This is a genomic window from Thermomonospora echinospora (assembly GCF_900108175.1).
GTDB lineage: Bacteria > Actinomycetota > Actinomycetes > Streptosporangiales > Streptosporangiaceae > Thermomonospora > Thermomonospora echinospora.
This window is the reverse complement of the sequence record NZ_FNVO01000014.1, coordinates 166635-193064: the sequence shown is the minus strand read 5'-3', so window position 1 is coordinate 193064 and position 26430 is coordinate 166635. Positions and strand designations below refer to the sequence as shown.

Below are 26430 nucleotides of genomic sequence, written 5' to 3'. Positions count from 1 at the left end.
GTGAACCAGATCCGCACCGAGATCGATGCCACCGATTCGGACTACGACCGGGAGAAGCTGCAGGAGCGGCTGGCCAAGCTGGCCGGTGGGGTCGCGGTGATCAAGGCCGGTGCGGCCACCGAGGTGGAGCTCAAGGAGCGCAAGCACCGCATCGAGGACGCCGTCCGCAACGCCAAGGCCGCGGTGGAGGAGGGCATCGTGCCCGGTGGCGGCGTGGCGCTGCTGCAGGCCGGGGCCAAGGCCTTCGACAAGCTGGAGCTGAGCGGGGACGAGGCCACCGGTGCCGGGATCGTGCGGCGGGCGCTGGAGGAGCCGATCAAGCAGATCGCCGTCAACGCCGGTCTGGAGGGCGGCGTGGTGGTGGAGAAGGTGCGTAACCTTCCCGCCGGCGAGGGGCTGAACGCGGCCACCGGCGAGTACGTCAACATGTTCGAGACCGGCATCCTGGACCCGGCCAAGGTGACCCGTTCGGCGCTGCAGAACGCTTCCTCGATCGCGGCGCTGTTCCTGACCACCGAGGCCGTCATCGCTGAGAAGCCGGAGAAGGACAAGGCCCCGGCGATGCCGGGCGGCGACGCCGGCATGGACTTCTGAGCCCGCGAGAGCCGCTCCCGGACGGCCGGGTGAACGGGAAGTCCCGCCGGCGTCCCCCCTGACGCCGGCCGCGTTCCACCGGCGAACGGAGGACCGCCCGGCGACGGCCGTCGCCGGGCGGATGACCTAGACGTGGGCGGTGCGGTGAGCGCGGGTCAGCCGTGTGGGCGGAAGACCGCGCGCACGCACCCGTCCTGCTTGTTCTTGAACATCTGATAGCCCTTGGGCGCCCCCTCCAAAGAGAACTCGTGCGTCGCGAGATGGCTGGTGCTGAGCTCGCCGGCGGCGATGCGCTCCAGCAGCATGGGAATGTAGCGATGCCCGTGCTGCTGGGCGCCGCGCACGGTCATGCCCTTGTTCATCACCGCGCCGAGCGGGAACCGGTCGACCGACCCGCCGAAGACGCCGAGGATGAACACCGACCCGCCCTTGCGGCATGCGTGGATCGCCTGGCGCAGCGCGATCGGCCGCTCCTGGGGCCGTCCCAGGCGCCGCCTGATCTTCTCGGCGGCGTGCTGTCCGTTCCCGCCCACGGCCTCCATCCCGACCGCCTCGATGCACACGTCCGGGCCGCGGCCGCCGGTGCGTTCCCGCAGCTCGGCGTCGACGTCGGTGGTGGAGAAGTCGATCGTCTCGGCGCCGGTGTGCCGTTCGGTCATGGCCAGCCGTTCGGGGAGCCGGTCGATGACGATGACCTGTTCGGCCCCGAGGAGCTCGGCGGCCCGCGCCGCCATCTGACCGACGCCGCCGGCGCCCCAGACCGCCACGACGTCGCCGGGCTGCACACCGCCGAGGTCGGCGCCCATCCATCCGGTCGGCGCGGCGTCGGAGGCGAACAGCGCGTCCAGGTCGTCGACGTCGTCGGGGACCAGGAAGGTGCCGTAGTCGGCGAAGGGCACCCGGATGTACTCGGCGTGGCTGCCCTTGAAGCCGCCCAGCGCGTGCGAGTAGGCGTAGACGCCGCCGAGCTCGAATCCGAACACCTCCTGGGCCAGCTCCCAGTTGGGGTTGGAGTTGTCGCACAGCGACCACTGGTCGTGGGTGCAGTACCAGCAGCGGCCGCAGCCGATGAAGGAGCACACCACGACGCGGTCACCGACCCTGCGGTGGCGCACCCCCGGACCGGCCTCCACGATCTCCCCCATGAACTCGTGCCCCATCACGTCGCCGGGCCGCATGGTGGGGACGAAACCGTTGATCAGGTGCAGGTCCGAGCCGCAGGTGGTGCTCAACGTGACCTTGACGATGGCGTCCTGGTCGTTGACGATCTGCGGGTCGGGGACCCGCTGCACGTCCAGCTTGTCGACGCCCTCCCAGCACAGTGCCTTCACTGCCGTCCTCCTCGTCGGCCGGCCAACTCCATGACCTTCTCGGCGGGCCTGGGCGGCCGCTCCGGCGTCACCTCGCCCCGCCTGATCACCTCGCCGACCTCGATCAGCGCCTTGGCCTCGCGCAGAGCCCGCCGTACCGCACGGCGCGGGTCCTCGCCGCCGAGGAGGGCCATCATGCCGCCCCTCCCCCGGCGCTCCTCCAGGAGCCGGGCGCCGAGCTCGGTGCCGCGGTCGCCGGGGGCCCGGGAGACCCTGATCTCCACCGCGTCGCCCAGCCGCGCCAGTGGCTCCGGCAGGTCCGACCGCGAGGCCAGCCGCTCGGGCGGACAGTTGACCGTCACCATGGACCAGCGGTTCCCGAAGTCCCGGCGCCCGGCCTCACCGGAACGGGCGATCAGCCGGCGGGACACCGCGATACCGGCCGCCATCAGCGCCGCGCCGACGACGGGCGTGGCACGGCTCCGGCCGATCGCGGACAGGCCGCGTGGGACACGGCCCGGCATCGGCGATAAGGCACGACCCCGCATGCCGGCCGGGCCGGATCGGCGACGCGCCATGCGGATCACCAGCACCTGACGGCCCATGAGCTCCATGCGCCTCATGGAGACCGGGCGCCTCATGGAGGTCGGGCGTCTCGTCGCCGGTCTGCTACGCAACAGGCGTCCCAGCGGGCCGGTGTCCTCCTCCCTCACCCGCCTGATCACGTCCCTGGCCTGTGGGAGCACGGCCTCGATGATGTTCGTCGGCGGGGTGGACGGGGCACCTCGCAGGGCCCGGCCACGATGCCGCAATCCGGCCGGCGCCTTCGCCGAGGCCCGGCCGCGTCTCATCCGCTCGGCGGCCATGAGCCGCCCCTGCATCTGTTCCTGCATGCGTTCCGACCGTTCGTGGGCGTCATGGACATGGCCCGGCGCCCGAGGCGGTCGAGGTGCACGGAGGTCGGCCCGGCAAGGCGGACAGACTCCGTGAACCATGCTCAGACGGCTCGAAGGCGACCGGCGCACCGTGTCCTACCCGCACCGGCATACCAGTCACGTCGGACTCGTCCCTTCACGGGAAATCTTTACCGCCCCGTGAAACCCAGCCGGAGCCGTGGCCGTCCGGGCGGCTTCTGCTCCAGCCCGTACCCGCCCGCCGCCGGGCCCGTGCGGCATCCGGGCATCTCCGATGTCGCACCGGAGTGCCTGGCCGAGGCTCAGGCCGTCGTCACACAACGTCTGGTTGTGACATAGCGACCTGGCGTTGTTTGCGAGGTGCTCCCATGCCTCTGTTTCCTTGGGTCCGACAATGGGGCGTTGTTCGGCCGGAAAGGGCAGCGAACGCTGTGGGGCTTGGGCGGGATTTCACACGACTCTGGGCGGCGTACGCGATCAGCGCGATCGGGAGTGCGGTCGCCACCGACGCCCTCGCCCTGATAGCGGTGCTCGTCCTGTCCAGCAGCGCCCTGCAGGTGTCGTTGCTGGCGGCGCTGGGCGGGGCGGTGGGAGCGGTGCTCGCGCTTCCGCTCGGCCCCTGGATCGAGTTCAGACGCAAGCGACCCGTGATGATCGCGGCGGACGTGGGACGCTTCGTCGTCCTGCTGACCATTCCGGTGGCCTACGTGATGCACGGGCTGACCTACACGCATCTGGTGGTCGTGTCAGTGTTCGTGGCGATGGGGCAGGTCGCCTTCCTCGGGGCGTCCGGGCCTCATCTGCGGGCGCTGGTCGTGCCGGATCGGCTTACGGAGGCGAACGGCCGGTTCGAGAGCGTCCTATGGACCTCGTCCGCCGTGGGGCCTCCGGCGGGCGGCTTGCTCATGTCGACGCTGGGCCCATGCGTGACGGTGATCGTGGACGCGTCCAGCTATCTGCTGTCGGCAGTCGGCGTCCGCGCGATCCGCACGCCCGAGCCCGAACCGCCCGCCAGAACGACCGGAGGGGGCCGGTGGCGGGAGATCGGGGAGGGCTGGCGGCATGTCTTCTCGGACGGAACGCTGCGCCTGCTGTTCGTGAACACCGTGTCCGTGAGTGCGCTCATCATCGCGATGTCGCCGGTCCTGGCTGTGATGATGCTGCGGGAACTGCACTTCAGCCCGTTCCAGTACGGCGTCTCGGTCGGCGTGCCCTGCGTTGCGGGCGTCATCGGCGCGCGGCTCAGCCGCCGGTTCGCGCGCAGGGGAGAACGCCGCGTGCTGCTCGGCGCGGGCGTCGCGCGGGTGCTCTGGCTGCCCTGGCTTCCTCTGGTTGGAACGGGATGGCTCGGCCTGGCGGCCGTGACGGCGATACACACCGGCACCGTGTTCTTCACGAGCCTCTTCAATCCGGTCTTCGCGACGTGCCGGATCGAAAGGACACGGCACGACCGGCTCGCCCGCGTCCTCACGGCCTGGTCGATCAGCAACAACGTGGCCCGCGCCGCCTGCACCCTCCTCTGGGGCCTGCTCGCGACGCTCACCACGCCCCGGATCGCGCTCGGCGTCGGGGCGGCGCTCCTCCTGCTGTCCGTCGCATCCCTGCCGTGGACCGCGGCCCTGGACCGAACCACCCCCGGCGTGAAGGCGCCGGGTGGCGAGGACATCGGAACCGAGAAACAGCGCCTGCACTCTCCGTGACGGCAGGCCGCGGACAACAGCCTGACATCCGCGGCGCTGCTCGCCTCATCGCGTTCCCCTCGAGACAACGCCCCGGCCGGGGCGTTAGACCAGCCAGCGGCCATCGCGCATCAGCTCGCGGCCGGACAGCTCGTTCTCCTCACGCCACGCCTGGATACGACGCGGGGTGATGCGGAACCAGCGATACGGCGTGGCCGACGCACGCGGGTCGAAGCCGGTGCGTTCGGCGAACCGATCGCCCCGCTCCCCCGGCAGCGCGTCGATCTCCAGAACCTCGACCTCGCCGTCGATCATGGACACGTCACGGGTGTGACCCAGCCCCAGCCGAACGACCCGGGTGGCCGCCAGGTTCCTGCCGGTCGGGCTGCCTGCCGGCGTGGCCACCAGCAACGCCTCACCATCCCAGTCAAAGGACAACGGCACCAGATACGGCACGCCGTCTGCCGAAGCACTGGCCACCCAGACATCAATGTCATGGGCGAGCCGGTGCTCGGTGTCGTGACGGCGCTGAACGCGGGAGCGGGCTTCGGCCTTCGCCAGGTCGGACACGGGATGCGGCACCGTCTTGATCCCCTGGGCGGAAGAGCCGGTCATGGTCGCTCCTGGAGTCGTGGGTCACGATCGGCCCGGGTGTCTTGCCTGGCCTGATCGCCGTGGCCACAGCCTCTCCCGGCCGGGGTACCGGTCGCCTCCGTGCCGACCACGGAAACCACCACGGATAATGAGTCGGTGTCCAGCCCAGTGATCTCGGCTCGGGAAGCCGAAGTGCTTGCGCTGCTCGGAGAGCACCTCAGCAACGCCGAGATCGCCGCACGATTGGTCATCTCCGTACGCACCGTCGAGTCGCACGTCTCCTCGCTGTTGCGGAAACTGCAACTGCCGGATCGGCGGGCGCTCGCCCGGCACGCGGCCGAGTTCGCCCGCGCCGAGCGGTCGCGCTCGGCACCAGCCCTGCCGGCACCGCTGACGGCGTTCATTGGCCGGGTGCGCGAGCGCGGGGAACTGGCCGAGGCGGTGAAGACACACCGGCTGGTGACCGTGGCCGGCCCAGGCGGGGTGGGCAAGACGCGCCTCGCGCTGGCGGTGGCGGCGGACGTGGCCGACGAGTTCGCCGACGGGGTGTGGTTCGTCGACCTGGTCCCGATCACCGAGCCGGGTCGGGTGGGGGCGGCGGTCGCGGCGGCCGTGGGTGTGGGCGAGCAACCCGGGCACGGCATCGACGACGCAGTGTTGGCCGCGCTGGCGGATCGCCGGGCGCTGCTGGTGTTGGACAACTGCGAGCAGGTGCGCGACGGGGTGGCGCCGTTCTTGGAGCGGCTGCTGGCGGCCTGTCCGCGGTTGCGGGTGCTCGTGACGAGCCGGGCCCGGCTGATGGTGCCGTTCGAGCGGGTCTTCCCGGTCCCGCCGCTGTCGTGGGCCGGCGGCGACGAGTCGGAGGCGGTGGCCCTGTTCCTGGACCGGGCAGCGGCCGCCGGCCGGCCGCCGGGTCCGGCGGTGAGCGAGGGGGTCGCGGCCGTCTGCGAACGGCTCGGCGGCATGGCGCTGGCGATCGAGCTGGCGGCGGCGCGGTGGTCCACGCTCGGACTGGACGGCCTCACGGCCGGCCTCTCCGACCAGTTGCGGATCCTCACCGGCGGACCCCGCGCCGACGACAGGCACCGGTCGGTGCGGGCGGTGCTGGACTGGAGCCATGACCTGCTGGAGCCGCAGGATCGGGCGCTGCTGCGCCGGGTGTCGGTGTTCGTTGCGCCGTTCACCGCCGAGGCGGCCGCCGAGGTCGCCGGGTTCGCCCCGCTAGATCCGGCCGCGGTCGTCGACGGGCTCGGCAGGCTTGCCGAGCAGAGCCTGCTCACCGTGACGCCGTCTGCGACCGGCACCCGGTACCACGTGCTGGAGACCATCCGCCAGTACGGGATGGAACGGCTCACCGACGCCGGTGAGCCGACGGACGTCCGATCTCGGCATCTGGGCTGGTGCTTGGCCGGTGGGGCCGCCCTCAGGGGAGCCGGAGGCGTGGACTGGCGCGGCCGGTTCGACGCTGTGGCGGAGGACATGCGGGCCGCCCTCGCCTGGGCCGCCGACCAGCCGGAGCAGCGCGCGGACGCCTACCGGCTCGCCTTGTCGATGGCCGAGCTGGCCTTTGCCCGCAACCTGCTCGGCGAGGCCCAGCAGCGGTTCGAGCAGGCGGCCCGGCTCGCCGACGCCGACGACGCCGCCGGTGCCGTGGCACTGCGGCACGCCGCCGCAGTGGCCGGGTGCCGCAGGCTCGGCGACGACATGTTCCGCCTGCACCGTGCCGCCGCAAAGGCCGCCCGCCGGGCCGGGGACACCGCCGGAGCCGGCCGCGACCTGGCGGCCGCCGCCACCGTCGCGTACCGCTTCTCCAGTTCGTTCACGCGGATTCCTCCCGCGGACGAGGTGGCCGCCATGCTCGCGGAGGCGCGAGAGCTGTCCGGCGACTCCCCGGCCGCCGAGGCGGCTGCCGCGCTGGCCGAGGCGGCGGTGGTCGCGGACGCGTTCGGCGCGGTCCAGGGAAACACGGACAACACCGTGCAGGAGACGGTCGAGCGCGCCGAACAGGCGGTCGAGCTCGCCCGGCGCGCGGGCGACCCGGTGGCGGAGTCCGCCGCCCTCGACGCGCTCTCTGGCGCCCAGAGCTGGGCCGGTGGGGGATTCGCCGCCGCGGCCGCGGCCCGCCGCCGCATCGATCTCCTGGCTTCCGTACCGCCTGCCCCTGCCAGTACGCACGAGCTGGTAGACGCCCTCGCCATGGCCGCCGGGACCGCCCTCGGCGTGGGTGAGCTGCCGGAGGCCCGCCAGTGGGGCAGGCAGCTCGCCGACCACCCGCTGCTGGCCGAGGCGGGCCACCACGCCACGTCCTGGCTCCTAGTCGCGGACGCGTTCATCGGCAACGTTGCCGAGGTGCGTACAGGCAGCATGAGGTTCCTCGACGCGTGGGAGCACAGCGGCCGCCAGCGGTCGTTCTCTCTCGGCCCCGCCGCCGCGTCGGTCGCGATGATCCATGGCCTGCGCGGCGACCACGACACCCGGGCTACCTGGCTCGCCGTCGTCGACCAGGCGGGCACCGCACCGGAGCACCGCTGGGGCTATGGTGCGGTCTTCGACGCCATGGTCCTGCTTCATCACGGGGACGCGAACGCGGCGCTGGAGCGGGTCCTGCCGGAGCCGGACCAGGTGTGGAAGTGGGTGTCGTGGATCTGGCTTCACTGGTACGCGGCGCTCAGGGCGGAGGCGGCGGTGCTCGCCGGGCACCCTGACGCCCGGGACCGGATCGACGCAGCCCGGACCGTGGTCGCCGGCAACCCGGTCGCCTCCGCCCAGGTGGACCGGGCGGAGGCGCTGCTCGACGGCGACCTGCCGCGGCAGCTCGCCGCCGCGGCGGCGTTCGAAGCGGCCGGCTGCCGCTACCAGTCGGCGCGCACGCTGGTGCTCGCCGGGGGCGAGCATGCCGCCGCAGGTGAGGCCGCGCTTGCCGACCTCGGCCTCGCGCCCATGGCCGTCCGGTAGCCGCACCACGGGCGCCCGCTGCGGCGAGCAGCGCGGGCGGGGCGTCGGTGGAGCCGGTCTGGCCCCGCTCGCTTGGCGCACCCGGCCGTTCACCGGGCGCGCCTCAGCTCACCGCCTGCTTCACGAGCGCGGCGATCCGCGCCTCTACCTCGGCCGTCACCTCGGTCAGGGCGAAGCTGGTCGCCCACATCGCGCCCTCGTCCAGCTTCGCCGGGTCGTTGAACCCGAGCGTCGCGTAGCGCGCCTTGAACTTCTCCGCGCTCTGGAAGAAGCAGACGACCTTGCCGTTCAGCGCGTAGGCGGGCATCCCGTACCAGAGCTTCGGCGCGAGGACCGGGGCGTTGGCCGTGATGACGGCATGGACGCGCTCAGCCATGATGCGGTCCGAGTCCCGCATCTCGGCGATCTTCGCGAGCACGTCCCGCTCCGCCTCCGCCGCCTTGTCCGCACGCGAGCCGCGGCGCGCCGCCTTCTTCTGCTCTTGGGCGTGCTCCTTCATTGCGGCCCGCTCCTCGGCGGTGAATCCCTCGTACGTGCTGTTTCCGGTGCCGGCCATGGTCGCTCCTTCAGTCGTGGGTCACGATCGGCCCGGGGTGTCCTGCCGGGCTGATCTCCGTGGTCACAGCCTCTCCCGGCGGGGGTGTGGGCCGCCTCCGTGCTGACCACGGAAACCACCACCTAGTCGCGATAGCGGTCGCCACGTTCGGCTGGGCGGCCCACCGCGCGTCACAAGGCACCGGCTGCGGCACCACGCCCGAGACCAAGACCTAGGCGGGCGGCTGCGGCACGAGCGGCTGCGGGTCCGCGACCAGCCGCACCTGAACGGCGAACAGGGACCGGCACGGCCGCGATCATGAAGACCGTCCGGTCCCCGCTCCTGTTCGCCGACGCCGCCGGCCACCTGGTCGGACCGTTCACCCGCCTGGCCCGATGCGCCCGCATCCTGACCGAGGCTTACCCGAGTGGCCCTGGTGCTGGTGCGGGCACCGGTCAGGCGCCGACGTAGGCCGCGAGGTGCTCCCCGGTGAGGGTGGAGCGGGCGGCGACGAGCTCGGCGGGGGTGCCCTCGAAGACGATCCGGCCGCCGTCGTGGCCGGCGCCGGGGCCGAGGTCGATGATCCAGTCGGCGTGCGCCATGACCGCCTGGTGGTGCTCGATGACGATGACCGACTTGCCGGAGTCGACGAGCCGGTCGAGCAGGCCGAGCAGTTGCTCGACGTCGGCGAGGTGAAGGCCGGTGGTCGGCTCGTCAAGGACGTAGACGCCGCCCTTCTCGGCCATGTGGGTGGCCAGCTTGAGCCGCTGCCGCTCGCCACCGGACAGTGTGGTGAGCGGCTGGCCGATGGTGAGATAGCCGAGCCCGACCGCGGCGAGCCGTTCGAGGATCTTGTGCGCGGCCGGGGTACGCGCCGCACCGGCGCCGAAGAACTCCTCGGCCTCGGCCACGGACATCGTGAGCACCTCGCTGATGTCCTTGCCACCGAAGTGGTACTCCAGCACCGACGCCTGGAACCGCTTCCCCTCACACTCCTCGCAGGTGGTGGCGACGCCGGCCATCATCGCCAGGTCGGTGTAGATCACGCCGGCGCCGTTACAGGTCGGGCAGGCCCCCTCGGAGTTGGCGCTAAACAGCGCGGGCTTCACGCCGTTGGCCTTCGCGAAGGCCTTGCGGATCGGGTCGAGCAGCCCGGTGTACGTCGCCGGGTTGCTCCGCCGCGAGCCGCGGATCGCGCCCTGGTCGATCGACACCACCCCGTCCCGGCCGGACACCGAGCCGTGGATCAGTGAGCTCTTTCCCGACCCGGCCACGCCGGTCACCACGACCAGCACGCCGAGCGGGATGTCCACGTCGACGTCCTGCAGGTTGTGGGTGCCGGCGCCGCGCACCTCCAGCACCCCCGACGGTGTCCGCACCGACGGCTTCACCGAGGCCCGGTCGTCCAGGTGTCGCCCGGTCAGCGTGTTGCTGGCCCGCAGCCCGTCGACGGTGCCCTCGAAGACCACCTCGCCACCGGCGCTGCCGGCGCCCGGCCCCAGGTCGACGACGTGGTCGGCGATCGCGATCGCCTCCGGCTTGTGCTCCACGACGAGCACCGTGTTGCCCTTGTCGCGCAGCCGCAGCAGCAGGTCGTTCATCCGCTGGATGTCATGGGGGTGCAGGCCGATGGTGGGCTCGTCGAAGACGTAGGTGACATCGGTCAGCGAGGACCCCAGGTGCCGGATCATCTTGGTGCGCTGCGCCTCGCCGCCCGAGAGCGTGCCGGACGGCCGGTCGAGCGAGAGGTAGCCGAGCCCGATCTCGACGAACGAGTCGAGGGTCTCCCCCAGCGCGGTCAGCAGCGGCGCCACCGACGGTTCGTCCAGGCCGCGTATCCACTCGGCCAGGTCGCTGATCTGCATCGCGCAGGCGTCGGCGATGCTGATCCCCCTGATCTTCGAGGACCGGGCCACCTCGTTGAGCCTGGTGCCGTCGCACTCGGGACAGGTGGTGAAGGTGACCGCCCGCTCCACGAAGGCGCGGATGTGCGGCTGCAGCGCATCGACGTCCTTGGCGAGCATCGACTTCTGGAGCTTGGGGATCAGGCCCTCGTAGGTCAGGTTGATGCCGTCGATCTTGATCTTGGTCGGCTCCTTGTGGAGCAGGTCGTACAGCTCGCGCTCGGTGAACTTGCCGATCGGCTTGTCGGGGTCGAAGAAGCCGCAGCCGTTGAAGATGCGGCCGTACCATCCGTCCATGCTGTAGCCGGGGATGGTGATCGCACCCTCGTTGATCGACTTGCTGTCGTCGTACAGCTGGGTCAGGTCGATGTCGTTGACCGAGCCCCGGCCCTCACAGTGCGGGCACATGCCGCCGGTGATGCTGAAGTCTCGACGCTCCTTCACGCTCTGTCCGGCGCGCTCCAGGGTGACCGCACCCGACCCGCTGATCGAGGCGACGTTGAAGGAGAACGCCTGGGGCGAGCCGATGTGCGGCTGCCCGAGCCTGCTGAACAGGATGCGCAGCATCGCGTTGACGTCGGTCACGGTGCCGACCGTGGAGCGCGGGTTGGCGCCCATCCGCTCCTGGTCGACGATGATCGCGGTCGTCAGCCCTTCGAGGATGTCGACCTCGGGCCGCGCCAGTGTCGGCATGAAGCCCTGTACGAAGGCGCTGTAGGTCTCGTTGATCAGCCGCTGCGACTCCGCGGCGATCGTGCCGAACACCAGCGAGCTCTTGCCCGAGCCGGAGACTCCGGTGAACACCGTCAGCCGGCGCTTGGGGATCTCGACGCTGACGTCCTTGAGGTTGTTCCCACGCGCGCCGTGCACACGGATCAGATCGTGGCTGTCGGCAATGTGCAGCGCAGGCGACTGCGTGTCCGCCCTCGTGGCCATGCTCGTCGTGTCTCCGTTCTGTTGGGCGGTGCCGCCTGCGCGGTCGCCGCTCGATCTGACCATCTTCGGGCAGTACGTCTGGTCCTCCTGCATCAGCGCGGTCGCGGCGACGTTCCGCCGCCCGCCTGATCGGTGGTGCCGGGCCGGGACGGCGCGACCCGGCCTCAGCCGAACGACCCGGGTGGCCGCCGGGTTCCTGCCGGTCGGGCCGCCTGCCGCCGACAACGCCTCACCCTCCCGGCCAAAAGGTAGCGGCCACCTCCGACATCGTGCGCGGGCTCCTTCACGGTGCCGTCCGTGCGGGTCATGGCCTCGATCGCCGGACGGTTCAGCGCAGTTCCTGGATGCGGACCATGTTGCCCGCGGGGTCGCGGAAGGCGCAGTCGCGAACGCCGTACGGCTGCTCGGCCGGCTCCTGGACGACCTCGGCGTCACCGGCCTGCAGCCGCTCGAAGACGCCGTCGAGGTCCTTGGTGGCCAGGATGATGCTGGCGTAGGTGCCCTTGGCCATCATCTCGGCGATGGTGCGGCGCTCGTCGTCGGTGATGCCGGGGTCGACGGCCGGCGGGTGCAGGACGATGGACGTGCCGGGATGGTCGGCGGGGCCGACGGTGATCCAGCGCATCCCGTCGTATCCGACGTCGTTGCGGACCTCGAAGCCGAGGGCGTCGCGGTAGAAGGCCAGGGAGGCGTCCGGGTCGTTGTGCGGCAGGAAGGTGTGGTGAATGGTGATGTCCATGGCGATCACGCTAGCTACCGCTCGGCGACCCGCGCTTCTCGATTCCTGACCGGTCTGGTCACCTGTTTCGCCACGCACGACGGTATCCCCGCGGTCGCGCTCGCCGCGCGGCGCCGGTAGGCGCTGGGCGGCATGCCGACCAGTTCGGTGAAGCGGGTGCTGAAGGTGCCCAGCGAGGAGCAGCCGACCGTGAAGCAGACCTCGGTGACGCTGAGGTCACCGCGACGCAGCAGCGCCATCGCGCGCTCGATGCGCCGCGTCATCAGATAGCTGTACGGCGACTCACCGTAGGCCAGCCGGAACTCACGGCTGAGATGGCCGGCCGACATGTTCACGCCACGAGCGAGCGCCTCGACGTTCAACGGCTGCGCGTACTCCCGGTCGATCCGGTCGCGGACACGGCGCAGCCGCGCGAGGTCGCTCAGACGCTGCGCCGAGACAGGTCTGCTGGTCACAGAAGGATCGTACGCCCACCTGACCTCGGCTCGCGGCGCGGCGGGCGACGCCGTCCGAGCGTCGGGAGGCGATCCGGACGGCCTCCACCTGCGGGAGTTCCCGCAGGTGGAGGCCGGGTTCACCCGGTGGAGGAGGCACGGGCGCGGCCGGCTGTCCTGGCCTGTCTCATCCGGAGCTGACGGCGGCGCCGAACCATTCGGGCAGCCGGTCGAGCAGATCCTGCTGGTCTTCGCCGACCCACACCACGTGGCCGTCCGGCCGCAGCAGCACTGCGGGTACGTCCAGTTCCTCGCTGGCATCGACGACGTGGTCGACCCGATCCGCCCAGCCCGCCACCGAGAGCCGGCCGGTCTGGTCGAGCAACAGCCCGCGGCCGCCGTGCATCAGCTCATAGAGGCGGCCCTGCTTCAGCGTCACATCCCGTAGCCGCCGGCCGAGCAGGTCGTGGCCCTCGCCGAAGTCGTAGCGGACCCCGATCGCGGTGATCTTCTCGATCAGGTACCGGTTCACCTCCTCGAAGTCCATCAGTTCCGAGATCAGCCGGCGCACTGCCTGCGGGCCCGGTTCGAGGGACATCAGCTCGGACTGCGCGCGGGTGTTGTTCAGCACGTCGGCGGCCACCGGGTGCCGTTCGGTGTGGTAGCTGTCCAGCAGCCCCTCCGGTGCCCAGCCGCCGACCTCGGCGGCCAGCTTCCAGCCGAGGTTGAACGCGTCCTGGATACCGAGGTTGAGCCCCTGCCCGCCCATCGGCGGGTGGATGTGCACCGCGTCGCCGGCCAGCAGCACCCGGCCGACCCGGTAGCGCTCGGCCTGCCGGGTGGCGTCGCCGAACCGCGACAGCCAGCGCGGCGAGTGCACGCCGAAGTCGGTGCCGGCGAACACCCGCAGCCGCTGCTTGATCTCCTCCAGGGTCGGCGGGACCGTGCGGTCCTCGGCCACCCCCGCGGCGGGCACGACGACGCGGTACACCCCGTCCCCGATGGGCCCGGCGCCGAACCCACGATGGGTCTTGCGGACTTCCGCGACGACGGCGGCGACCGTCGCCGGATCCTCGGCCACCTCCATCTCGCCCAGCAACCACTCGTTCTCGGCGGGCTCGCCGGGGAAGCCGACACCGAGCAGCTTGCGCACCGTGCTGCGGCCGCCGTCGCAGCCGACGAGGTAGCGCGCGCGCAGCCGCGTGCCGTCGGCCAATTCGGCGGTCACCCCATCCTCGTCCTGGCTCAGCCCGACCAGCTCGCAGCCGCGCCGGATCTCGGCGCCGACCTCGGCGGCGCGCTCGGCCAGCAGGCGATCGGTGACGGTCTGCGGAATGCCGAGGATGTACGAATGCGCGGTGTCCAGCCGGCCAGGCCACGGCTTGTTGATACCGGCGAAGTAACCACCGAGCACGTACTTTTGGCCGTGCGCCAGGAACCGCTCCAGCAGACCGCGCTGGTCCATCACCTCGATGCTGCGCACGTGCAGGCCGAGCGAGCGGACGATTTTGGTCGGCTCCGCGTCCTTTTCCAGCACGAGCACGTGCACGCCGTGCAGCCGCAACTCGCCGGCCAGCATCAGGCCGGTCGGTCCGCCGCCGACCACGATCACGTCGAACATGAAACCCCCCACTCATTGAAGTTGCGTTTCGGTCAGCCGCACCGCGTAGTCCGGCGGCGCACACACCCGTGCCTCCGCGCCGAGTGCTCGGCCGGTCCCCCGGCGGTTCGACGTCCCACGAGACCCATACGTCGGCAAGAGCACGCGTACTTCGCGGACCCTTGATTTCCGCAGGTTCTGGCTTCGGCCGACGATTCTGCAGCACGACCCGGGTCTTGCCGCAAGCCCCCGGGTGCGCTATAAATTGAGAGTGGCAAGGAGTGCGTGACTCCTTGCCTTTTTCGTTCGCTGTGGACGGGCAAGCTCCCCTTGCGGCTTCCTTGGAGACCGCGCCTTGCCGAGCGGCTCACCGGCCGGTTCGACGGAAACCGTTGTTCCGCCTGGATACGGCCGGGGCTTCAGTCCAGCCGGGGAGGGCGGCGCCTCTCCTGGCGAAAAGCGGTCGGGGTCTGTCCGGTGTAAGCCTGGAAGGCGCGGCTGAAGGCGCTGGCGCTGTCGAATCCCACGGCCGTCGCGACGCCGAGGACGGTGCGGTCACCGTGGCTCAGCAGGGTCATGGCGTGCAACAGCCTGCTGTGCAGGAGGTACTGTCGCCAGGCCATACCGGTCGCCGTATGGAAGCGGCGGCGGAGAGTACGTTCGGAGACGGCGATGGCGCGGCAGACGTCGGTGAGCGATACCTCGTCCAGGTGGGCGTCGGTGTAGCGCATGGCCGCGGTGACGAGCGGGTCGGTGCTGGTCGGCAGGTAGAAGGGCCGTTCCTGGTCCAGCGCCTCGACGACCAGATGGGCCAGGGCCTCGAAGTAGGAGTCGGCGGCCTGGTCACTGGCGGGCCGTCCGATCGGCCAGCGCGCCGCATAGATGATCATCTCCCGGAACACTGGCTCCACCGGAAGTACCCGGGCCCGGCCGGCCGTGTCGCGCACCAGGACGGGGTCGAAGAACACCGACACCGTTCTGGCCTTCACGAAGCCGCTCTTGTGCGCCAGCCCGGCCGGGATCCACACCGCCTGTCGAGAGGGCAGGCGGTAGCGCGCCACCGCGGTCTCGACCTCCACGATTCCCTCGAAGGCGTACTCAAGCTGGTGCAGGTCGTGCCGGTGCCAGGACAGGTCCACGGCGTCGCCCTCGTACCGGTAGGACCCGGCGGCCACCCCGGACCGGCCCCGCAGCGTCACCAGGCGGGCATTGGCCGCTGGGGGCGGTGATGCGGCCGGTTGTGCAAAGCCGGTCATGGTCGCTCGACTGTAGCAATGAAGGCATGAACCAGTCGCATCTGACTTACCTGTCCAGTCCGGCCTGGGCGGAGGCCCTCCGCACCGAGGTGCTGCCCTGGTTGCGCCAGGCGGCCGACCTCGGCGACGACGTCCTGGAGATCGGCCCTGGCCCCGGGCTCACCACCGACCTGCTCCTGGAGCTGACGGCCGCGTCGGCCGGGAAGGTCACCGCCGTCGAGATCGATCCCGTCCTCGCCGGGAGGCTGCGCACCCGGCTCGGCGACGGCTCCGCCGAGGTGATCCACGGCGACGCCCTCGACGTCCCGCTGGAACCCGGCCGCTTCTCCGCGGCGACCTGCTTTTCCATGCTGCACCACATGCCGTCGCCCGACGCGCAGGACCGCCTGTTCGCCCGGCTGTACGAGGTGCTGCGGCCCGGCGCGACCCTGCTGGGCATCGACTCCGTCGACAGCGACCTCATCCGTCGCGGTCACCTCGACGACACCTACGTTCCCGTCGACCCGGACACCCTGCCCGGACGGCTCCGCGCGGCCGGATTCTCCGAACCCACCGTGTCCAGAACAGGCGGTTACCTGTTCCGCTTCACCGCCAGGAAACCCCGCGGCTGACGGCCGTGGACAGCCTGGGCGATGTCGGCGCGCAGCGCCTGGACGGTTCGGACGCCGGCCTCTGCCAAGGCCGGGCGTCCAGGGCGCGGCCGATGATCAACTCTCGGGTCGTCCACGTACACTGCCGGGCATGGCATGCCGCATCAGTGAGCTGGTCATCGACTGTGCCGACCCCGAACGGCTCGCCGCATTCTGGAGCGAGGTCCTCGGCTACGTCGAACTCGACCGGGAAGACGATGGGAGCATCGAGATCGGGCCGCCCGACACCGGCTTCGGCGGCCCGCAGCCCACCCTCGTCCTCAGCCCCAGCAGCGACCCGCGGCCCGGGAAACTCCGGCTGCACTTTGACGTCAACGCCACCGACCGCGACCAGGACGCCGAGCTGGAGCGGCTGCTCGCTCTCGGCGCCAAGCCCGCCGACGTCGGCCAGACCGGCACCGAGAACTGGCACGTCCTGGCCGACCCGGAAGGCAACGAATTCTGCCTCCTGCACACCCGGTTCCAGCCCCTCTGACCACGTGCAGCCCGGCGCCGGGCCGCTCGGCCGTCGAAGTGGCCGCCGCGCGGCTGGCCTGACGGATCGTGAAGGTGCTGCCGCCGCGACGATTATCTGAGATCGTCAAGCGTTCTAGCCAGTGAGCGCATTGCAGGCCGTGAAGGCATGTGCATATGCCGCGCTGCTTATGGGAAACGGTGGTGGAAGAGGAGTGTTCGCTTCTTGGAGATGGTGCTTCGGACGCATCGGGCCCTGTTGAGCCGGCTGCTGCCGGACGTCGAACCTGAGGATGTCACCGTCCACGAGGGGCAGTTCCATCTGGTGGTGATCGGCTCGGGCCGTGTCGTGTGTCTGCCTCGTACCGAGGCTGCGGCGGCCCGGCTGCCGCGGCGAGCGGCCGTTCTGCGTTCCCTCGCCGGGTTCGACCTCGGTTTCCGTACTCCGGAGCCACTGGTGGAAGGCGGCGTGGACGGCGTCGGTGAGCCTTCGTTCCTGATGCTGAGCCGTGTTCCCGGAACGCCGTTGACGGCCGACGTACTCGATGATCCCCAGGTGGCCGATGCGGTCGCGGGCCAGTACGTCGGTCTGCTGACCGGTCTGGCCAGGGCCGGCGCGGACGACAGGGTACGCGCGGCACTGCCGGCGCCGGAAGATCGGTGGCGGCGGTTCGCGACGGATGTCCGCGCCGAGCTGTTCGGGCTGATGTCCGCCGACGGGCGCCGGCGAGCCGAACGGGAGCTCGCCGCACTCGAGAATCTTCCTCACCTCACCGCGGCAGTGGTGCATGGTGACCTCGGTGCCGAGAACGTCCTCTGGGAGAGCGCCGATGGGCTGCCACGCCTGAGCGGGGTGATCGACTGGGACGAAGTCACGCTCGGTGACCCCGCCGAGGACCTCGCGGCCATCGGCGCCGGCTACGGCGAGGGCCTGTTGAGGCGCGTACTCATTCTGGGCGGCTGGGCGGATCATGAGACGAGGACCCGCATCGCCGCGATCGGCGGAACGTTCGCCCTGCAGCAGGCCCTCGCCGCGCACCGGGACGGCGACGAGGAGGAGTTGGCGGACGGTCTGGCCGGCTACCGCTGAACGGGCTCGTTACGGCCTGAGGGTGAAAAAGGCTTTCACGCGGCGTTCGTGGTATTCGAGATCGTCCTCGTCATGCTCGAAATACGCCGCCTCACGGCGCAGGCGGTACCTGATCAGCTGGACGACCGTCTCCTCGTCCACCTCACCCGCGGTCCCGCCGGCCTCGTGATAATCGGCGACGAAGCAGCGACGCTGGGCGGGACTGTCGCCGTACTCATCGGCCCATTCGAGCGCGGCGGACGCCACCTCCATTTCAGGCGCTCCGACGATGACCTCGTCCCAGTCCAGGACGGCCGGGGTTGCGACGATGAAAGTCCGCCAGCCAGCGGTCCAGGCTCGGATCGGCCAGCGCGGGAACATCGTGCGGTGGCTCCCCGTACAGGCCGGTCTCCACGAACGAGGCCACCGGGCGCGGCGGCGGCCGGTGGGGAAGCCAGCGCACGGTGCAGCCCCGCCAGAAGCCGCGCCCCTTGCGTCCGCACCTGCGGCTGATCCGCCTCGGGCCATTCGCCCTCGACATAGGGCCGCACCGACACGGGCCGGCCGTCCACCCGGATGACCGTGGCTCCGCCGCGTACGCGCAACGGGGCCACCGCCTCCGCCAAGGCGGAGGCGGCATGGACGGCGATCGAGTGACACCACTTGGCCTCGGCGCTCGTACGTCTCGCGAGACCGACGCGTACGACAAGGTCATCGACCCGATACACCGCCGGTGCCGGGCTGGCCGCGCTGGCGTCGCGCCGCTGGTGGCGCGTTACGGCGAGAGCGCCGCTAGACCGACCTCGATCGGCCCCGGCACCGGGACACTGAGCCGCCCGCGGTACGCCGGTCGGCGGCCCTGGGCGGTGGCCGAGGCATACAGGCAGACGGTCGAGGCGGCGGCCAGGTGGAGGCTCTGGGCCAGGCCGTGTTCGGCTCCAAGCCAAGAGCCGCCACCTGCGCCCAGCCGGCCTCGGCTGCCACGTCAGACCTGGCGAGCGAACCTCCGCTCAAGTCACCGCCGCCGCAGCCAGGACGACCCCGCGTGGCACGGTCGTGCGGCCACCGGACGTGCACGGCGCAATGCTCTTTCAGCGCTCGTGGCCGTCAGCGCTCGAAACGAAATCCGGCACCGCGCAGCCTCGCCGACGTCACGGGAACGACCGGCGTCTTGATCTCGCCTCGGAATCGCAGATCCGGCAGCCCTTCGGCACGGCAAACGGCGTGGAAGGCCTCCGCGTTCGCCGGAGGTACGGACGTGTCGGGTACCGCGTTGAAGATCCCGGTGAGCTCTCGGCTCACCACGAAGTCGAGCGCCGCCGCCGCGTCCCGGTAGTCGATCCGGTACAGGAGCGCCTCCGCCGAGAAGGGGACACTGCCGCCGAGCTGCTCGTGGGCGAAGCGTACCCGGGCGGGATAGTCGATGTCGCGCGGGTGGCCGTACACGTCGGGGATGCGCACCACCGCTCCGCGCTGTGTGGCCAGGACCGCCCGCTCGGCGGCGATGAAGCTTTGGGGGGAGGCGTCCGGGTCGTCGGTGGTGGGCGACGACTCGTCGACCTCGGGTCCGTTGCCGGCGCCGTAGACCGAGGTCGAGCTGGTGAAGACCACCCGGGGATGGGCCGAAGCGGCCGTGCGGGCGCTGGCGACGAGCGTGTCCGCGTACTCCTCGACCCGCTGCGCGGCGTCGAACGAACGGGTGATGCGCGGGCTCACGGTGAGGACGACGGCGTCGGCCCCGCGTACGGTCCGCTCCACCGCGGCCCGGTCACTGCCGCGTAGCACCACGACGCTGGAACAGACCTCTTTCAGCTCCGGCACGCGGGCGCCGGTGGTCGTGGTCCCGGTCACCCGGTGGCCCGCAGCGGTCCAGCGCCGGGCGAGCTCCATGCCCACGTTCCCGCAGCCGATGATCACATGGTGCACGCATGACCTCCTAAGGGAAACAGTGTTCCACTGTTGCAAATCAGCCGTCCAGGCGCCACCCCTCCCCCGTCGTCTCGGTGTGCTGTGCAGCCAGGGTGTCCATGATGGGGCCGTAGTTGGCGTCGATGCCGCCGCCGGCGCCGTGAGCGAGCAGTAGGCCTGGGCCGTTGCCGCGCACGGTGCAGCCGCGCCAGAAGCCGCGCGCCGCATGGGGGCGGTCAGCGGCGTGTCGACGAAAGGCATCACAGCCTCCTCATAGGTCCGCTGGATCAGCGCGCCCGATGGCGCAGAAGGGTGGTTGCGACGGTGACCTGGGCGGGTTCCAGCGCGGTCTCGCCGTCTTCGATGTCCCACAACGCGTTCTGCAGCACGCGGCCGAGCGTCCAGCCGGCCGCCCGTTGCCGGTCCAGGCCGAGGGCTTCGGTCAGTAGGTCGAAGCGGCGGAGGAGTGCGCGGGTCACGTCACCGGTCGCCACGAGCTCCTCCCACCGGCTGTCCAGTGCCGGCCACAGGTCGAAGCCGGGGTCGCCGGCGAGTGGTTTGGGGTCGATGGCCAGCCAGGGTTCTCGCCGTCCGGCGAGGATGTTGTCGTAGTGCAGGTCCCAGTGCAGCAGGCGGTCGCCGGGTTCGCCGATCAGTTCGGCCACGGCGGACGCGCAGGTCCGTACCAGTCGTCGATCGGCCGGGTCTCCCAGCGCGGCCACGGCGTGCGGCACCTGGTCGAGCATGGCGGCGGCGATGTCGGCCAGGCGGCGCAGGCCCTCTGGCGCGGGTACCGCGACCAGGCGCACCAGCAACTCGGCCAGGATCCGCATTGCAGTGGTGTCGTCAGTCACCGACGACAGCGGCCGGGTCGCGTCCAGGCGCTCCAGAAGCATGGTGCCGGTGTCCGGATCGTGGTCGAGCAGGCGTACGGCTCCGTCGCCGTCCCAGGCACGCAGGCCGATCGGTTCGGTGGCGTGCTCCTCACTGACCGGCTGGAGCTTGAGCGCGGCGGGCGTGCCGTCCGCACGGGTCACCGGGAGCACGAGCGATGCCATACCGTGTCTTCCCGGACCGTCCAACCGCAGTGTCCAGCGGTTCAGGAAGTCGGCGGCCAACCTGGGCAGTGCGGCGATCCAGGCCCGGCCGGACGCACCGCCGTACTTGCTGTGCGAGGCGGCCAGCGCCTCGGGGACGTCGATACGGATCGACGGGTGCATGGTGGATGTCTCCTTCGCGGGCTCCGGATTCGATCGCGTGTCACGAAGGAGACAGGGGCGGTGCCCGGCTTCCGGGCAGGGGTCAACGCATACCCGAAGCCTACCCAAACGCGATCATGCGTGGGTCCTGGTCAGATGGATCGTCGGCGGGGTGTCAGGCTCCGCCATGCTTATCGGTAGGCATGCCGCACAGGTGGTCCCGTAGCTGGAACGCGTCGGGAAACGACCCGATATCGTGTTCGGCCTGTTCGCAATTTGCGGCTACCAGCTCTCTCCCCGGATCGCCGACCTGGCCGACACGGCTGTGGCGCACCAACACCCGCGCCACCTACGGCCTGCTGGGCCGCATGTCCCGCCACACCGTTCGGCTGGACCGTATCCGGGCGCCGGCGTGCTGTTCTACTGGGGAACAGCACTTATTCGGAAAGTGCGGTATTCCTCTGAGCACCGCCGTGCAGATCGGCCGCCAACTGCTGACGGGCACGGTCGAAGGGCAGCCATCCTTGCCGGATGGTTGCCCTTCGACAGGCGTTCGGCTTCCCGCACACCTACCGAGGCAGGAAGAACGACGCTCAGCGAGTCACGTCACCACCTGGAGGCCTTGGCGCCAGGTGGGGTGTGTCGGGTGCCAGCCCAGTTCGCGCTTGGCCTTGGCGTTGGATGCGCCGCGCAGTTCGGTCATGAGCACGACGCCGGCCGGTCCGGCGGCCAGCCGTCCGATGAACCGCGGTACGCGCATCGGTTTCTTGGCGCCCAGCATCGCCGCCAGTTCCGGCAGCCATTCGGCGACCGGGGCGGGGTCGTCATCGACAATGTTGTAGACACCGCGGCCGCCATTCTCCACCGCTGCGACCGTGGCCTCGGCGGCGTCGGCGATGTGGATGAACGACCACACCCCGCCGCCGTCGCCGACGACCGGGAACCTGCGTTTGCGGATCATCTCGAACTGCTCGGAGCCTGGCGCCATGGAGGTGCCGGGTCCGTAGAACGCGCCGTAGCGCAACACGATCCCTTCGGTCCAAGCCGCACCCAGCACGGCCTGCTCCAAGTGCTCGATCGCGGCGATCATCGAGGCCATCGGGCGGACCGGTGAGTGATCCAGGGAGTCTCGTTCGGTCTTGACCGGTCCACCGGTCCGGGCGTAGGTGAACGCGCCGTTGCTCTGGGCGACGAACCGTCGTACTCCTGTGGCGCGTGCGGCCGCGAGCAGGTTGTCGGTGCCCTCGATCCGCAGCCGGTCGGTGGCGGCGAAGCTGCGTTCGAAATGGCGGGTGTCGATGTGCCCGATGGCGGTCAGCTGGTTAACGATCACCTCCGGGGCCGCCTGGCGCACGGCCGCCTCGACTTGGGCGCGATCGAGCGCATCGGCGATGACCGGTACCGCGCCCAGTTGCGATGCCCTGGCCTTGCCGGATTCGCTGCGGACCATGGCGAACACCTCGTGTCCCGCGTCGACCAGGCGCGGCACCAGTTCCTTGCCCATCGCTCCGGTCGCTCCTGCCACCAGTACTCTCATCGTCGGCTCCCTTGCCGTCCGGTTCGGGTTCGTCACTTGAACCGGACGGCCTGCCGATTCCTGACAGGAGCCGGACATGATGCACGTCACATGGTGAGCAGGGGCTCTCCATGGTCGGCCGTCGCCCATTGCCCGGTCGCGCGTTCGAGCTTGTCGGGATTTGCCTGGGTACGGCAGGCAGCGATGCCCTCGGCTGTGACCTCCAGGCACATGATGGCGACGACCCGGCCTTCCACGACGACCACAACGGCGGGTTCGCCATTGGCGGTCCAGGCGTATATCTCGGACGAGCCGCCGACGATGGCGCGCTTGGCCTCGGCGGGCTTGAACAGGGCCCACAGGAACTTCGCGACCGCGGCGGCGCCCTCGAACGCCTTGGTGCGTGCCGGAACCTTCCCTCCGCCGTCGCCGATGGAGATGGCGTCCTTGGTGAGCAGGCGTACCAACTCATCGGTCTGGCCACTGGTGGCGGCCGCAAGGAACTCCTCGACGATCCGATGGGTGGCGGCCTTGTCGATTTCGCTGCGGGCCCTGCCGTACGCCACATGCTTCTTGGCACGGTGAAAGATCTGCTGGCTGGCGGCCTCGGTAATGTCGAGGATCTCGGCGATCTCCCGGTGCGGGTAGTCGAAGGCCTCCCGTAGCACGTACACGGCCCGTTCGTTGGGAGACAGGCGCTCCATGAGGGTGAGGACCGCGTACGAGACCGATTCGCGCTGCTCAGCGGTGTCGGCCGGGCCGAGCATCGGGTCCCCTGCGAGCAGCGGCTCGGGGAGCCATCGGCCCACGTAGGTCTCGCGGCGTGCCCGCGCGGAGGTGAGCTGGTTGAGGCACAGGTTGGTGAGTACCTTCGTCAGCCACGCCTCGGGGACCTCGACACGGTCGACGTCGGCGGCCTGCCAGCGCAAGAACGTCTCCTGCACGACGTCCTCTGCCTCGTCCGCGGAGCCGAGGAAACGATAGGCGATGGCCTCCAGACGGGGCCTCGATCGCTCGAACCGATCGACGTCATCCACCGTCAAGGGCATGACCTGATCATATCTCCGCAGTGCCTCCAGCTGATCACTGCCCTTCTCGTGGATCAAGGCCATCCGGACGGCGACCACGCTGCTCCTCCTCACGAGGATCGGCGCATCCCGCCAACGTCCCCCACCGACGTGCAGAAACAGGCCGAGGGGGATCCGGATCCCCCTCGTCACCAGGCATGATGGTCGTTGCAGCGCTCGGCGCGATCGCCGTTGAGAACCTGCTCGACGACCTGCGCGACACTCAGCTCGGCATCGAGCAGTCGACCAGCACCAGCATCGGCATCACTGGCTTGACCGCGATCCAGACTGACGTGTCCCAGCGGCTCGCCGACGCCCTGGGGCCAGTCCTGGGCGAGCACGTCGCCCCGCCGCTGGGTTCGAGGATGCGGCAGGCGGCTCACCCGGAAGACTCCCATCTCTCAGACGCCAGGCGGGCACGGGCGGATCACCGCTTCACCAGCCCGTTGCCGCCAGCGGCATACCCTCGCCTGCGGCTGAGGACACCACCTTTGACCGTGTCGGGTGCGGTGAGGTAGAAGGCCCGGCGCCCGGTCAGGTCGTGGGTTGTTGTCGGGGCAGGCTTCGCTGCACCAGTACGTCGATGATTTTCTCGATGCCGTACGGTTCCAGCAGCCCCGGGACCGTCAGGTCGTCCACGATCACGCCGAGCATGGCGATGTACAGGAGCAGCACGGTGTCGTGGTCGCCGGGGAGGCCGGCGTCCAGGTGCCAGGCGATGTTGGCCTCCAGCATCGCGGTGAAAGTACGGGTGAGATCCTCCTGCAGCTCCGGGCGGCGGGTGGCCTCCAGACGCAGCTCCAGCATGGCGAGATGGCTGCTGCGGTCGGCGCGCATCCTGTCCAGCAGCTGGCGCAGCAAGGTGGCGGTCAGCTCGGGGGTGGGCTTGGCCTTCATGGTCTCGGCCAGCGCGGCCGGGTCCGGGGTGAGGCGCTCGTGGGTGCGGGCCATGATCTGGCGGAGCAACTCGGCGCGGTTGGCGAAGTAGTTGGTGGTGGTGCCGGTGGGGACGCCGGCCTCCTTATCGACCGCGCGCAGGGTGAGCCCGCGCGACCCCTCCTTGGCGAGGACCTCGATGGCGGCGTCGAGCAGCGCGGTGCGGCGGGCGGTGTTCTGTCGCATCTCATCTCCCGGATTCGTCCAGCGGTTGACACCACTGCGAATACAGTACTACGTTCGTACCACTTCATGCAGAGTACATCAGTTGAAGTTTGATGAGAGGAATCCCGAGATGCGAGTTCAACCCAAGCGCCGACACCTCCCGCCGCACCCTCCGATGCCGCGCTCCCTGCCCCGGCCTCGCCCGCTTCCCAAGCCCGGCACCCGTCGCTGACCGACCGCGGCCCAGCACCAAGCCCGACCGAAAGAAAGGCCCCGCATGCGCAAGCTCGTGTACTACATCGCCGCCACCCTCGACGGCTTCATCGCCGGCCCCGACGGCGCCGACCCCACCGGCCCCGGCGGTTTCTGGCCGATTCCGGACGACTACCTGCAGCACCTCATCGCCGAGTACCCCGAGACCCTGCCCGGCCCCGCCCGGCAGGCCCTGGGCATCACCGCCGAGGGCACCCGCTTCGACACCGTCCTGGAAGGGCGGCACTCCTATGAGATCGGGCTCAAGGCCGGCGTCACCGATGCCTACCCGCATCTGCGTCACCTGGTGTTCTCCCGCACCCTGTCCAAGAGCCCGGACCCGGCCGTCCAGATCGTGTCCGGCGACCCGGTCGCCGCCGTGCACGAGTTGAAGGAGCAGGACGGCAAGGACATCTGGCTGGTCGGCGGTGGCACGCTGGCGGGCGCCCTGTACCCGGAGATCGACCAGCTCGTGATCAAGCTGGCACCGCTGACCGTCGGCACCGGCATCCCGCTGTTCGGCCGCGCCGCCACCTTCGACCCGCGCACCTGGCAACTCACCGACCAGACAGCCCTGAGCAGCGGCGCCCTCTTCCTCACCTACACCCGCATCCCGGCCGAGCACGAGCCCGCGTGACCGCCGCACGGTCTCGGACCGCTGACCCATCCATCCATGCCGGGTCCGGCGAGAATGTCTCAGCCGACAGGTAGGCGCACGACACATGCGCCAGCCGGGACGGCTCCAGCGCCGGCACGCCGCGTTGGGCGACCGGGGCGTACCCGATATTGAGCGCTTCGGCGTGCAGAACCTCGACCTCCTCGGGTAAACCGGCCTGCTCGGAGGGCCGGAAAATCGCCCGTACAGCGCGTCCTGCCGCGAGCAGTTCTGTGAGCACGTTGTGGCCGACCTTGCCGGTGGCGCCGGTGACCAGGATCGTCATGGTGTCTCCATGGATGTGGTGGAACGGTGTGCTGGTGGTTGTGGGGCCGGTGAAGGCCGGCGAGTGTCATCCGCTCCAGCTCAGGACCGGGTGCATGGAGCGGACGAAGACCGAGGCGGGTGCCATCCGCAGGGCGGCGTCGCGAGTGGCGGCCAAGAGAGGACGGGTCGGGTTGGCCATCACACCGAGTTGCCGGGAGCGGCGAGCGATCATCTAGGTACGGGGCCGGCGGGCGCGGTCGGCCGCATAGGTGCTCAGGTCGGGGAGTTCATAGGTGTCGTGCTGGAGCACCGCGTCCGGCCACAGCGATCGCCGGGTGCCGCTGCGCTGGCCGTCGGCGCCGACCACCACATCGGCGCCGCTGGTTCCGCCGGTGTGCACCACGGTGCCGTCCGGGCGCACCTGGTCGACCTGGACGCTGGCCTGCAGCACCTCGGGCGGCAGTGCCCGATGCAGCAGGGTGAGCAGGTCGGTGCGGTGCAGCGTCGCCCAAGAACCGTAGCGGTGGGCGAGCGGGCCGACGTCGTTGCGGATCAGCCAGGCGCCGTCGGCGCGCCGGGTGCCGACCGGGATGTCGGTCACGGCCCGGGCGCGGACCTGGTCGCCAGCCCGAGGGCATCCAGCGTGCGCAGTGCGTTGGGCTGGATCGACAGGCCGGCACCGACCTCGGTGAATTCGGCCGCCTGTTCCAGCACCCGTACCCGCCAGCCGGATCGGTGCAGGGCGATGGCGGTGGTGAGACCGCCGATCCCGCCGCCGGTGATGAGCGCTTGCATCTGTTTTCTTTCATCCATGAGGTGTCGCCTGCCGGGGGGCGGCAGGCA

At 70.5% G+C, this 26430-nt stretch carries 26 protein-coding genes and 1 pseudogene; 7 read left to right on the top strand and 20 right to left on the bottom strand.

Features of this window, described 5'->3' with window-relative positions; translation table 11 throughout:
- A partial coding sequence (locus tag C4U03_RS27450) for a TCP-1/cpn60 chaperonin family protein (RefSeq protein WP_327373759.1) occupies positions 1 to 594 on the top strand: 594 nt, incomplete at its 5' end.
- Between the two features lie 155 nt (positions 595 to 749).
- On the opposite strand, the gene C4U03_RS27445 is transcribed toward C4U03_RS27450, so the two are convergent.
- On the bottom strand, positions 750 to 1925 hold the full coding sequence (locus tag C4U03_RS27445) for a zinc-dependent alcohol dehydrogenase (RefSeq protein WP_103941556.1): 1176 nt from the start codon (positions 1923 to 1925) through the stop codon (positions 750 to 752).
- The gene (locus C4U03_RS27440; RefSeq protein ID WP_146087550.1) at positions 1922 to 2428 is read right to left on the bottom strand and encodes a hypothetical protein; all 507 of its coding nucleotides are present in this window, start codon (positions 2426 to 2428) and stop codon (positions 1922 to 1924) included. The genes C4U03_RS27445 and C4U03_RS27440 overlap by 4 nt, the downstream gene beginning before the upstream one ends.
- Before the next feature lie 758 nt (positions 2429 to 3186).
- On the opposite strand from C4U03_RS27440, the gene C4U03_RS27435 reads away from it, so the two are divergent.
- Positions 3187 to 4518: an MFS transporter gene (locus tag C4U03_RS27435; protein ID WP_103941552.1), complete on the top strand. Its 1332-nt coding sequence runs from the start codon at positions 3187 to 3189 to the stop codon at positions 4516 to 4518.
- An 84-nt stretch (positions 4519 to 4602) separates the two neighbouring features.
- On the opposite strand, the gene C4U03_RS27430 is transcribed toward C4U03_RS27435, so the two are convergent.
- On the bottom strand, positions 4603 to 5112 hold the full coding sequence (locus C4U03_RS27430) for a pyridoxamine 5'-phosphate oxidase family protein (RefSeq protein ID WP_103941550.1): 510 nt from the start codon (positions 5110 to 5112) through the stop codon (positions 4603 to 4605).
- Positions 5113 to 5247: 135 nt separating this feature from the next.
- Here C4U03_RS27430 and C4U03_RS27425 point away from each other — a divergent pair, with 135 nt between their 5' ends.
- Positions 5248 to 8046 carry an ATP-binding protein gene (locus C4U03_RS27425; RefSeq protein ID WP_103941548.1) on the top strand — a complete coding sequence of 933 codons (2799 nt, stop codon included), beginning with the start codon at positions 5248 to 5250 and terminating at the stop codon, positions 8044 to 8046.
- Between the two features lie 103 nt (positions 8047 to 8149).
- Here C4U03_RS27425 and C4U03_RS27420 read toward each other — a convergent pair whose 3' ends face one another.
- The 6 genes from C4U03_RS27420 to C4U03_RS27395 form a co-directional block, all read right to left on the bottom strand.
- Positions 8150 to 8602, bottom strand: coding sequence for an iron chaperone (locus C4U03_RS27420; RefSeq protein ID WP_103941546.1), 453 nt, complete (start codon positions 8600 to 8602; stop codon positions 8150 to 8152).
- A 434-nt stretch (positions 8603 to 9036) separates the two neighbouring features.
- On the bottom strand, positions 9037 to 11421 hold the full coding sequence (locus C4U03_RS27415) for an ATP-binding cassette domain-containing protein (protein WP_103941586.1): 2385 nt from the start codon (positions 11419 to 11421) through the stop codon (positions 9037 to 9039).
- Between the two features lie 328 nt (positions 11422 to 11749).
- Positions 11750 to 12160: a VOC family protein gene (locus C4U03_RS27410; protein WP_103941584.1), complete on the bottom strand. Its 411-nt coding sequence runs from the start codon at positions 12158 to 12160 to the stop codon at positions 11750 to 11752.
- A gap of 14 nt (positions 12161 to 12174) precedes the next feature.
- Positions 12175 to 12615, bottom strand: coding sequence for a helix-turn-helix transcriptional regulator (locus C4U03_RS27405; protein WP_103941544.1), 441 nt, complete (start codon positions 12613 to 12615; stop codon positions 12175 to 12177).
- A 166-nt stretch (positions 12616 to 12781) separates the two neighbouring features.
- On the bottom strand, positions 12782 to 14215 hold the full coding sequence (gene rox, locus C4U03_RS27400; RefSeq protein WP_103941542.1) for a rifampin monooxygenase: 1434 nt from the start codon (positions 14213 to 14215) through the stop codon (positions 12782 to 12784).
- 398 nt (positions 14216 to 14613) lie between these two features.
- Positions 14614 to 15450: an AraC family transcriptional regulator gene (locus C4U03_RS27395; RefSeq protein ID WP_103941540.1), complete on the bottom strand. Its 837-nt coding sequence runs from the start codon at positions 15448 to 15450 to the stop codon at positions 14614 to 14616.
- Positions 15451 to 15476: 26 nt separating this feature from the next.
- Between C4U03_RS27395 and C4U03_RS27390 the strand changes: the two genes are divergently transcribed.
- The 3 genes from C4U03_RS27390 (at position 15477) to vph (ending at position 17643) form a co-directional block, all read left to right on the top strand.
- On the top strand, positions 15477 to 16061 hold the full coding sequence (locus C4U03_RS27390; RefSeq protein WP_103941538.1) for a class I SAM-dependent methyltransferase: 585 nt from the start codon (positions 15477 to 15479) through the stop codon (positions 16059 to 16061).
- A gap of 130 nt (positions 16062 to 16191) precedes the next feature.
- A complete protein-coding gene (locus C4U03_RS27385; protein WP_103941536.1) occupies positions 16192 to 16575 on the top strand; it encodes a VOC family protein in 384 nt (127 codons plus the stop codon).
- 210 nt (positions 16576 to 16785) lie between these two features.
- Positions 16786 to 17643 (top strand): viomycin phosphotransferase, encoded by an 858-nt coding sequence (gene vph / locus C4U03_RS27380; RefSeq protein WP_103941582.1) that lies wholly within the window; start codon positions 16786 to 16788, stop codon positions 17641 to 17643.
- A 9-nt stretch (positions 17644 to 17652) separates the two neighbouring features.
- Here the strand turns inward: vph and C4U03_RS27375 are convergent, their stop codons facing one another.
- The 8 genes and pseudogenes from C4U03_RS27375 to C4U03_RS27335 form a co-directional block, all read right to left on the bottom strand.
- Entirely contained in the window at positions 17653 to 18003 is a 351-nt protein-coding gene (locus C4U03_RS27375) for a hypothetical protein (RefSeq protein ID WP_103941534.1), read from the bottom strand.
- A gap of 107 nt (positions 18004 to 18110) precedes the next feature.
- Positions 18111 to 18350 (bottom strand): annotated as a pseudogene (locus C4U03_RS43045) (serine kinase); the annotation flags it as partial.
- A gap of 379 nt (positions 18351 to 18729) precedes the next feature.
- A complete protein-coding gene (locus tag C4U03_RS27365) occupies positions 18730 to 19548 on the bottom strand; it encodes an NAD-dependent epimerase/dehydratase family protein (RefSeq protein ID WP_103941532.1) in 819 nt (272 codons plus the stop codon).
- A gap of 269 nt (positions 19549 to 19817) precedes the next feature.
- Positions 19818 to 20750 (bottom strand): aminoglycoside phosphotransferase family protein, encoded by a 933-nt coding sequence (locus C4U03_RS27355; protein ID WP_200827506.1) that lies wholly within the window; start codon positions 20748 to 20750, stop codon positions 19818 to 19820.
- 580 nt (positions 20751 to 21330) lie between these two features.
- A complete protein-coding gene (locus C4U03_RS27350; protein WP_235018186.1) occupies positions 21331 to 22302 on the bottom strand; it encodes an NAD-dependent epimerase/dehydratase family protein in 972 nt (323 codons plus the stop codon).
- Between the two features lie 50 nt (positions 22303 to 22352).
- Positions 22353 to 23372, bottom strand: coding sequence for an RNA polymerase sigma-70 factor (locus C4U03_RS27345; protein ID WP_327373752.1), 1020 nt, complete (start codon positions 23370 to 23372; stop codon positions 22353 to 22355).
- 89 nt (positions 23373 to 23461) lie between these two features.
- Positions 23462 to 23695: a hypothetical protein gene (locus C4U03_RS40065; RefSeq protein ID WP_146087549.1), complete on the bottom strand. Its 234-nt coding sequence runs from the start codon at positions 23693 to 23695 to the stop codon at positions 23462 to 23464.
- A 151-nt stretch (positions 23696 to 23846) separates the two neighbouring features.
- Entirely contained in the window at positions 23847 to 24434 is a 588-nt protein-coding gene (locus tag C4U03_RS27335; RefSeq protein ID WP_103941526.1) for a TetR/AcrR family transcriptional regulator, read from the bottom strand.
- Between the two features lie 256 nt (positions 24435 to 24690).
- On the opposite strand from C4U03_RS27335, the gene C4U03_RS27330 reads away from it, so the two are divergent.
- Entirely contained in the window at positions 24691 to 25302 is a 612-nt protein-coding gene (locus C4U03_RS27330) for a dihydrofolate reductase family protein (RefSeq protein ID WP_103941525.1), read from the top strand.
- Here the strand turns inward: C4U03_RS27330 and C4U03_RS40060 are convergent.
- The 3 genes from C4U03_RS40060 to C4U03_RS41310 form a co-directional block, all read right to left on the bottom strand.
- Positions 25262 to 25606: a Rossmann-fold NAD(P)-binding domain-containing protein gene (locus tag C4U03_RS40060; RefSeq protein WP_146087548.1), complete on the bottom strand. Its 345-nt coding sequence runs from the start codon at positions 25604 to 25606 to the stop codon at positions 25262 to 25264. The two genes, C4U03_RS27330 and C4U03_RS40060, sit on opposite strands and share 41 nt — an antisense overlap.
- A 213-nt stretch (positions 25607 to 25819) precedes the next feature.
- Positions 25820 to 26188 carry a hypothetical protein gene (locus C4U03_RS41315; protein WP_200827505.1) on the bottom strand — a complete coding sequence of 123 codons (369 nt, stop codon included), beginning with the start codon at positions 26186 to 26188 and terminating at the stop codon, positions 25820 to 25822.
- Positions 26185 to 26382, bottom strand: coding sequence for an FAD-dependent monooxygenase (locus tag C4U03_RS41310; RefSeq protein WP_200827504.1), 198 nt, complete (start codon positions 26380 to 26382; stop codon positions 26185 to 26187). Before C4U03_RS41310 ends, C4U03_RS41315 begins: the two co-directional genes overlap by 4 nt.
- Between the last annotated feature and the right edge of the window lie 48 nt (positions 26383 to 26430).

Bases quoted from the DNA above. Each gene is read 5' to 3' on its own strand.
- C4U03_RS27440 (WP_146087550.1), bottom strand. From the start codon at position 2,428: ATGCCGGGCCGTGTCCCACGCGGCCTGTCCGCGATCGGCCGGAGCCGT.
- C4U03_RS27330 (WP_103941525.1), top strand. From the start codon at position 24,691: ATGCGCAAGCTCGTGTACTACATCGCCGCCACCCTCGACGGCTTCATC.
- vph (WP_103941582.1), top strand. From the start codon at position 16,786: ATGGTGCTTCGGACGCATCGGGCCCTGTTGAGCCGGCTGCTGCCGGAC.
- C4U03_RS27410 (WP_103941584.1), bottom strand. From the start codon at position 12,160: ATGGACATCACCATTCACCACACCTTCCTGCCGCACAACGACCCGGAC.
- C4U03_RS27430 (WP_103941550.1), bottom strand. From the start codon at position 5,112: ATGACCGGCTCTTCCGCCCAGGGGATCAAGACGGTGCCGCATCCCGTG.
- C4U03_RS27420 (WP_103941546.1), bottom strand. From the start codon at position 8,602: ATGGCCGGCACCGGAAACAGCACGTACGAGGGATTCACCGCCGAGGAG.
- C4U03_RS27390 (WP_103941538.1), top strand. From the start codon at position 15,477: ATGAACCAGTCGCATCTGACTTACCTGTCCAGTCCGGCCTGGGCGGAG.
- C4U03_RS27355 (WP_200827506.1), bottom strand. From the start codon at position 20,750: ATGCACCCGTCGATCCGTATCGACGTCCCCGAGGCGCTGGCCGCCTCG.
- C4U03_RS27395 (WP_103941540.1), bottom strand. From the start codon at position 15,450: ATGACCGGCTTTGCACAACCGGCCGCATCACCGCCCCCAGCGGCCAAT.
- C4U03_RS27385 (WP_103941536.1), top strand. From the start codon at position 16,192: ATGGCATGCCGCATCAGTGAGCTGGTCATCGACTGTGCCGACCCCGAA.
- C4U03_RS27415 (WP_103941586.1), bottom strand. From the start codon at position 11,421: ATGGCCACGAGGGCGGACACGCAGTCGCCTGCGCTGCACATTGCCGAC.
- C4U03_RS41310 (WP_200827504.1), bottom strand. From the start codon at position 26,382: ATGCAAGCGCTCATCACCGGCGGCGGGATCGGCGGTCTCACCACCGCC.
- C4U03_RS27375 (WP_103941534.1), bottom strand. From the start codon at position 18,003: ATGTTCCCGCGCTGGCCGATCCGAGCCTGGACCGCTGGCTGGCGGACT.
- C4U03_RS27435 (WP_103941552.1), top strand. From the start codon at position 3,187: ATGCCTCTGTTTCCTTGGGTCCGACAATGGGGCGTTGTTCGGCCGGAA.
- rox (WP_103941542.1), bottom strand. From the start codon at position 14,215: ATGTTCGACGTGATCGTGGTCGGCGGCGGACCGACCGGCCTGATGCTG.
- C4U03_RS40060 (WP_146087548.1), bottom strand. From the start codon at position 25,606: ATGACGATCCTGGTCACCGGCGCCACCGGCAAGGTCGGCCACAACGTG.
- C4U03_RS27335 (WP_103941526.1), bottom strand. From the start codon at position 24,434: ATGCGACAGAACACCGCCCGCCGCACCGCGCTGCTCGACGCCGCCATC.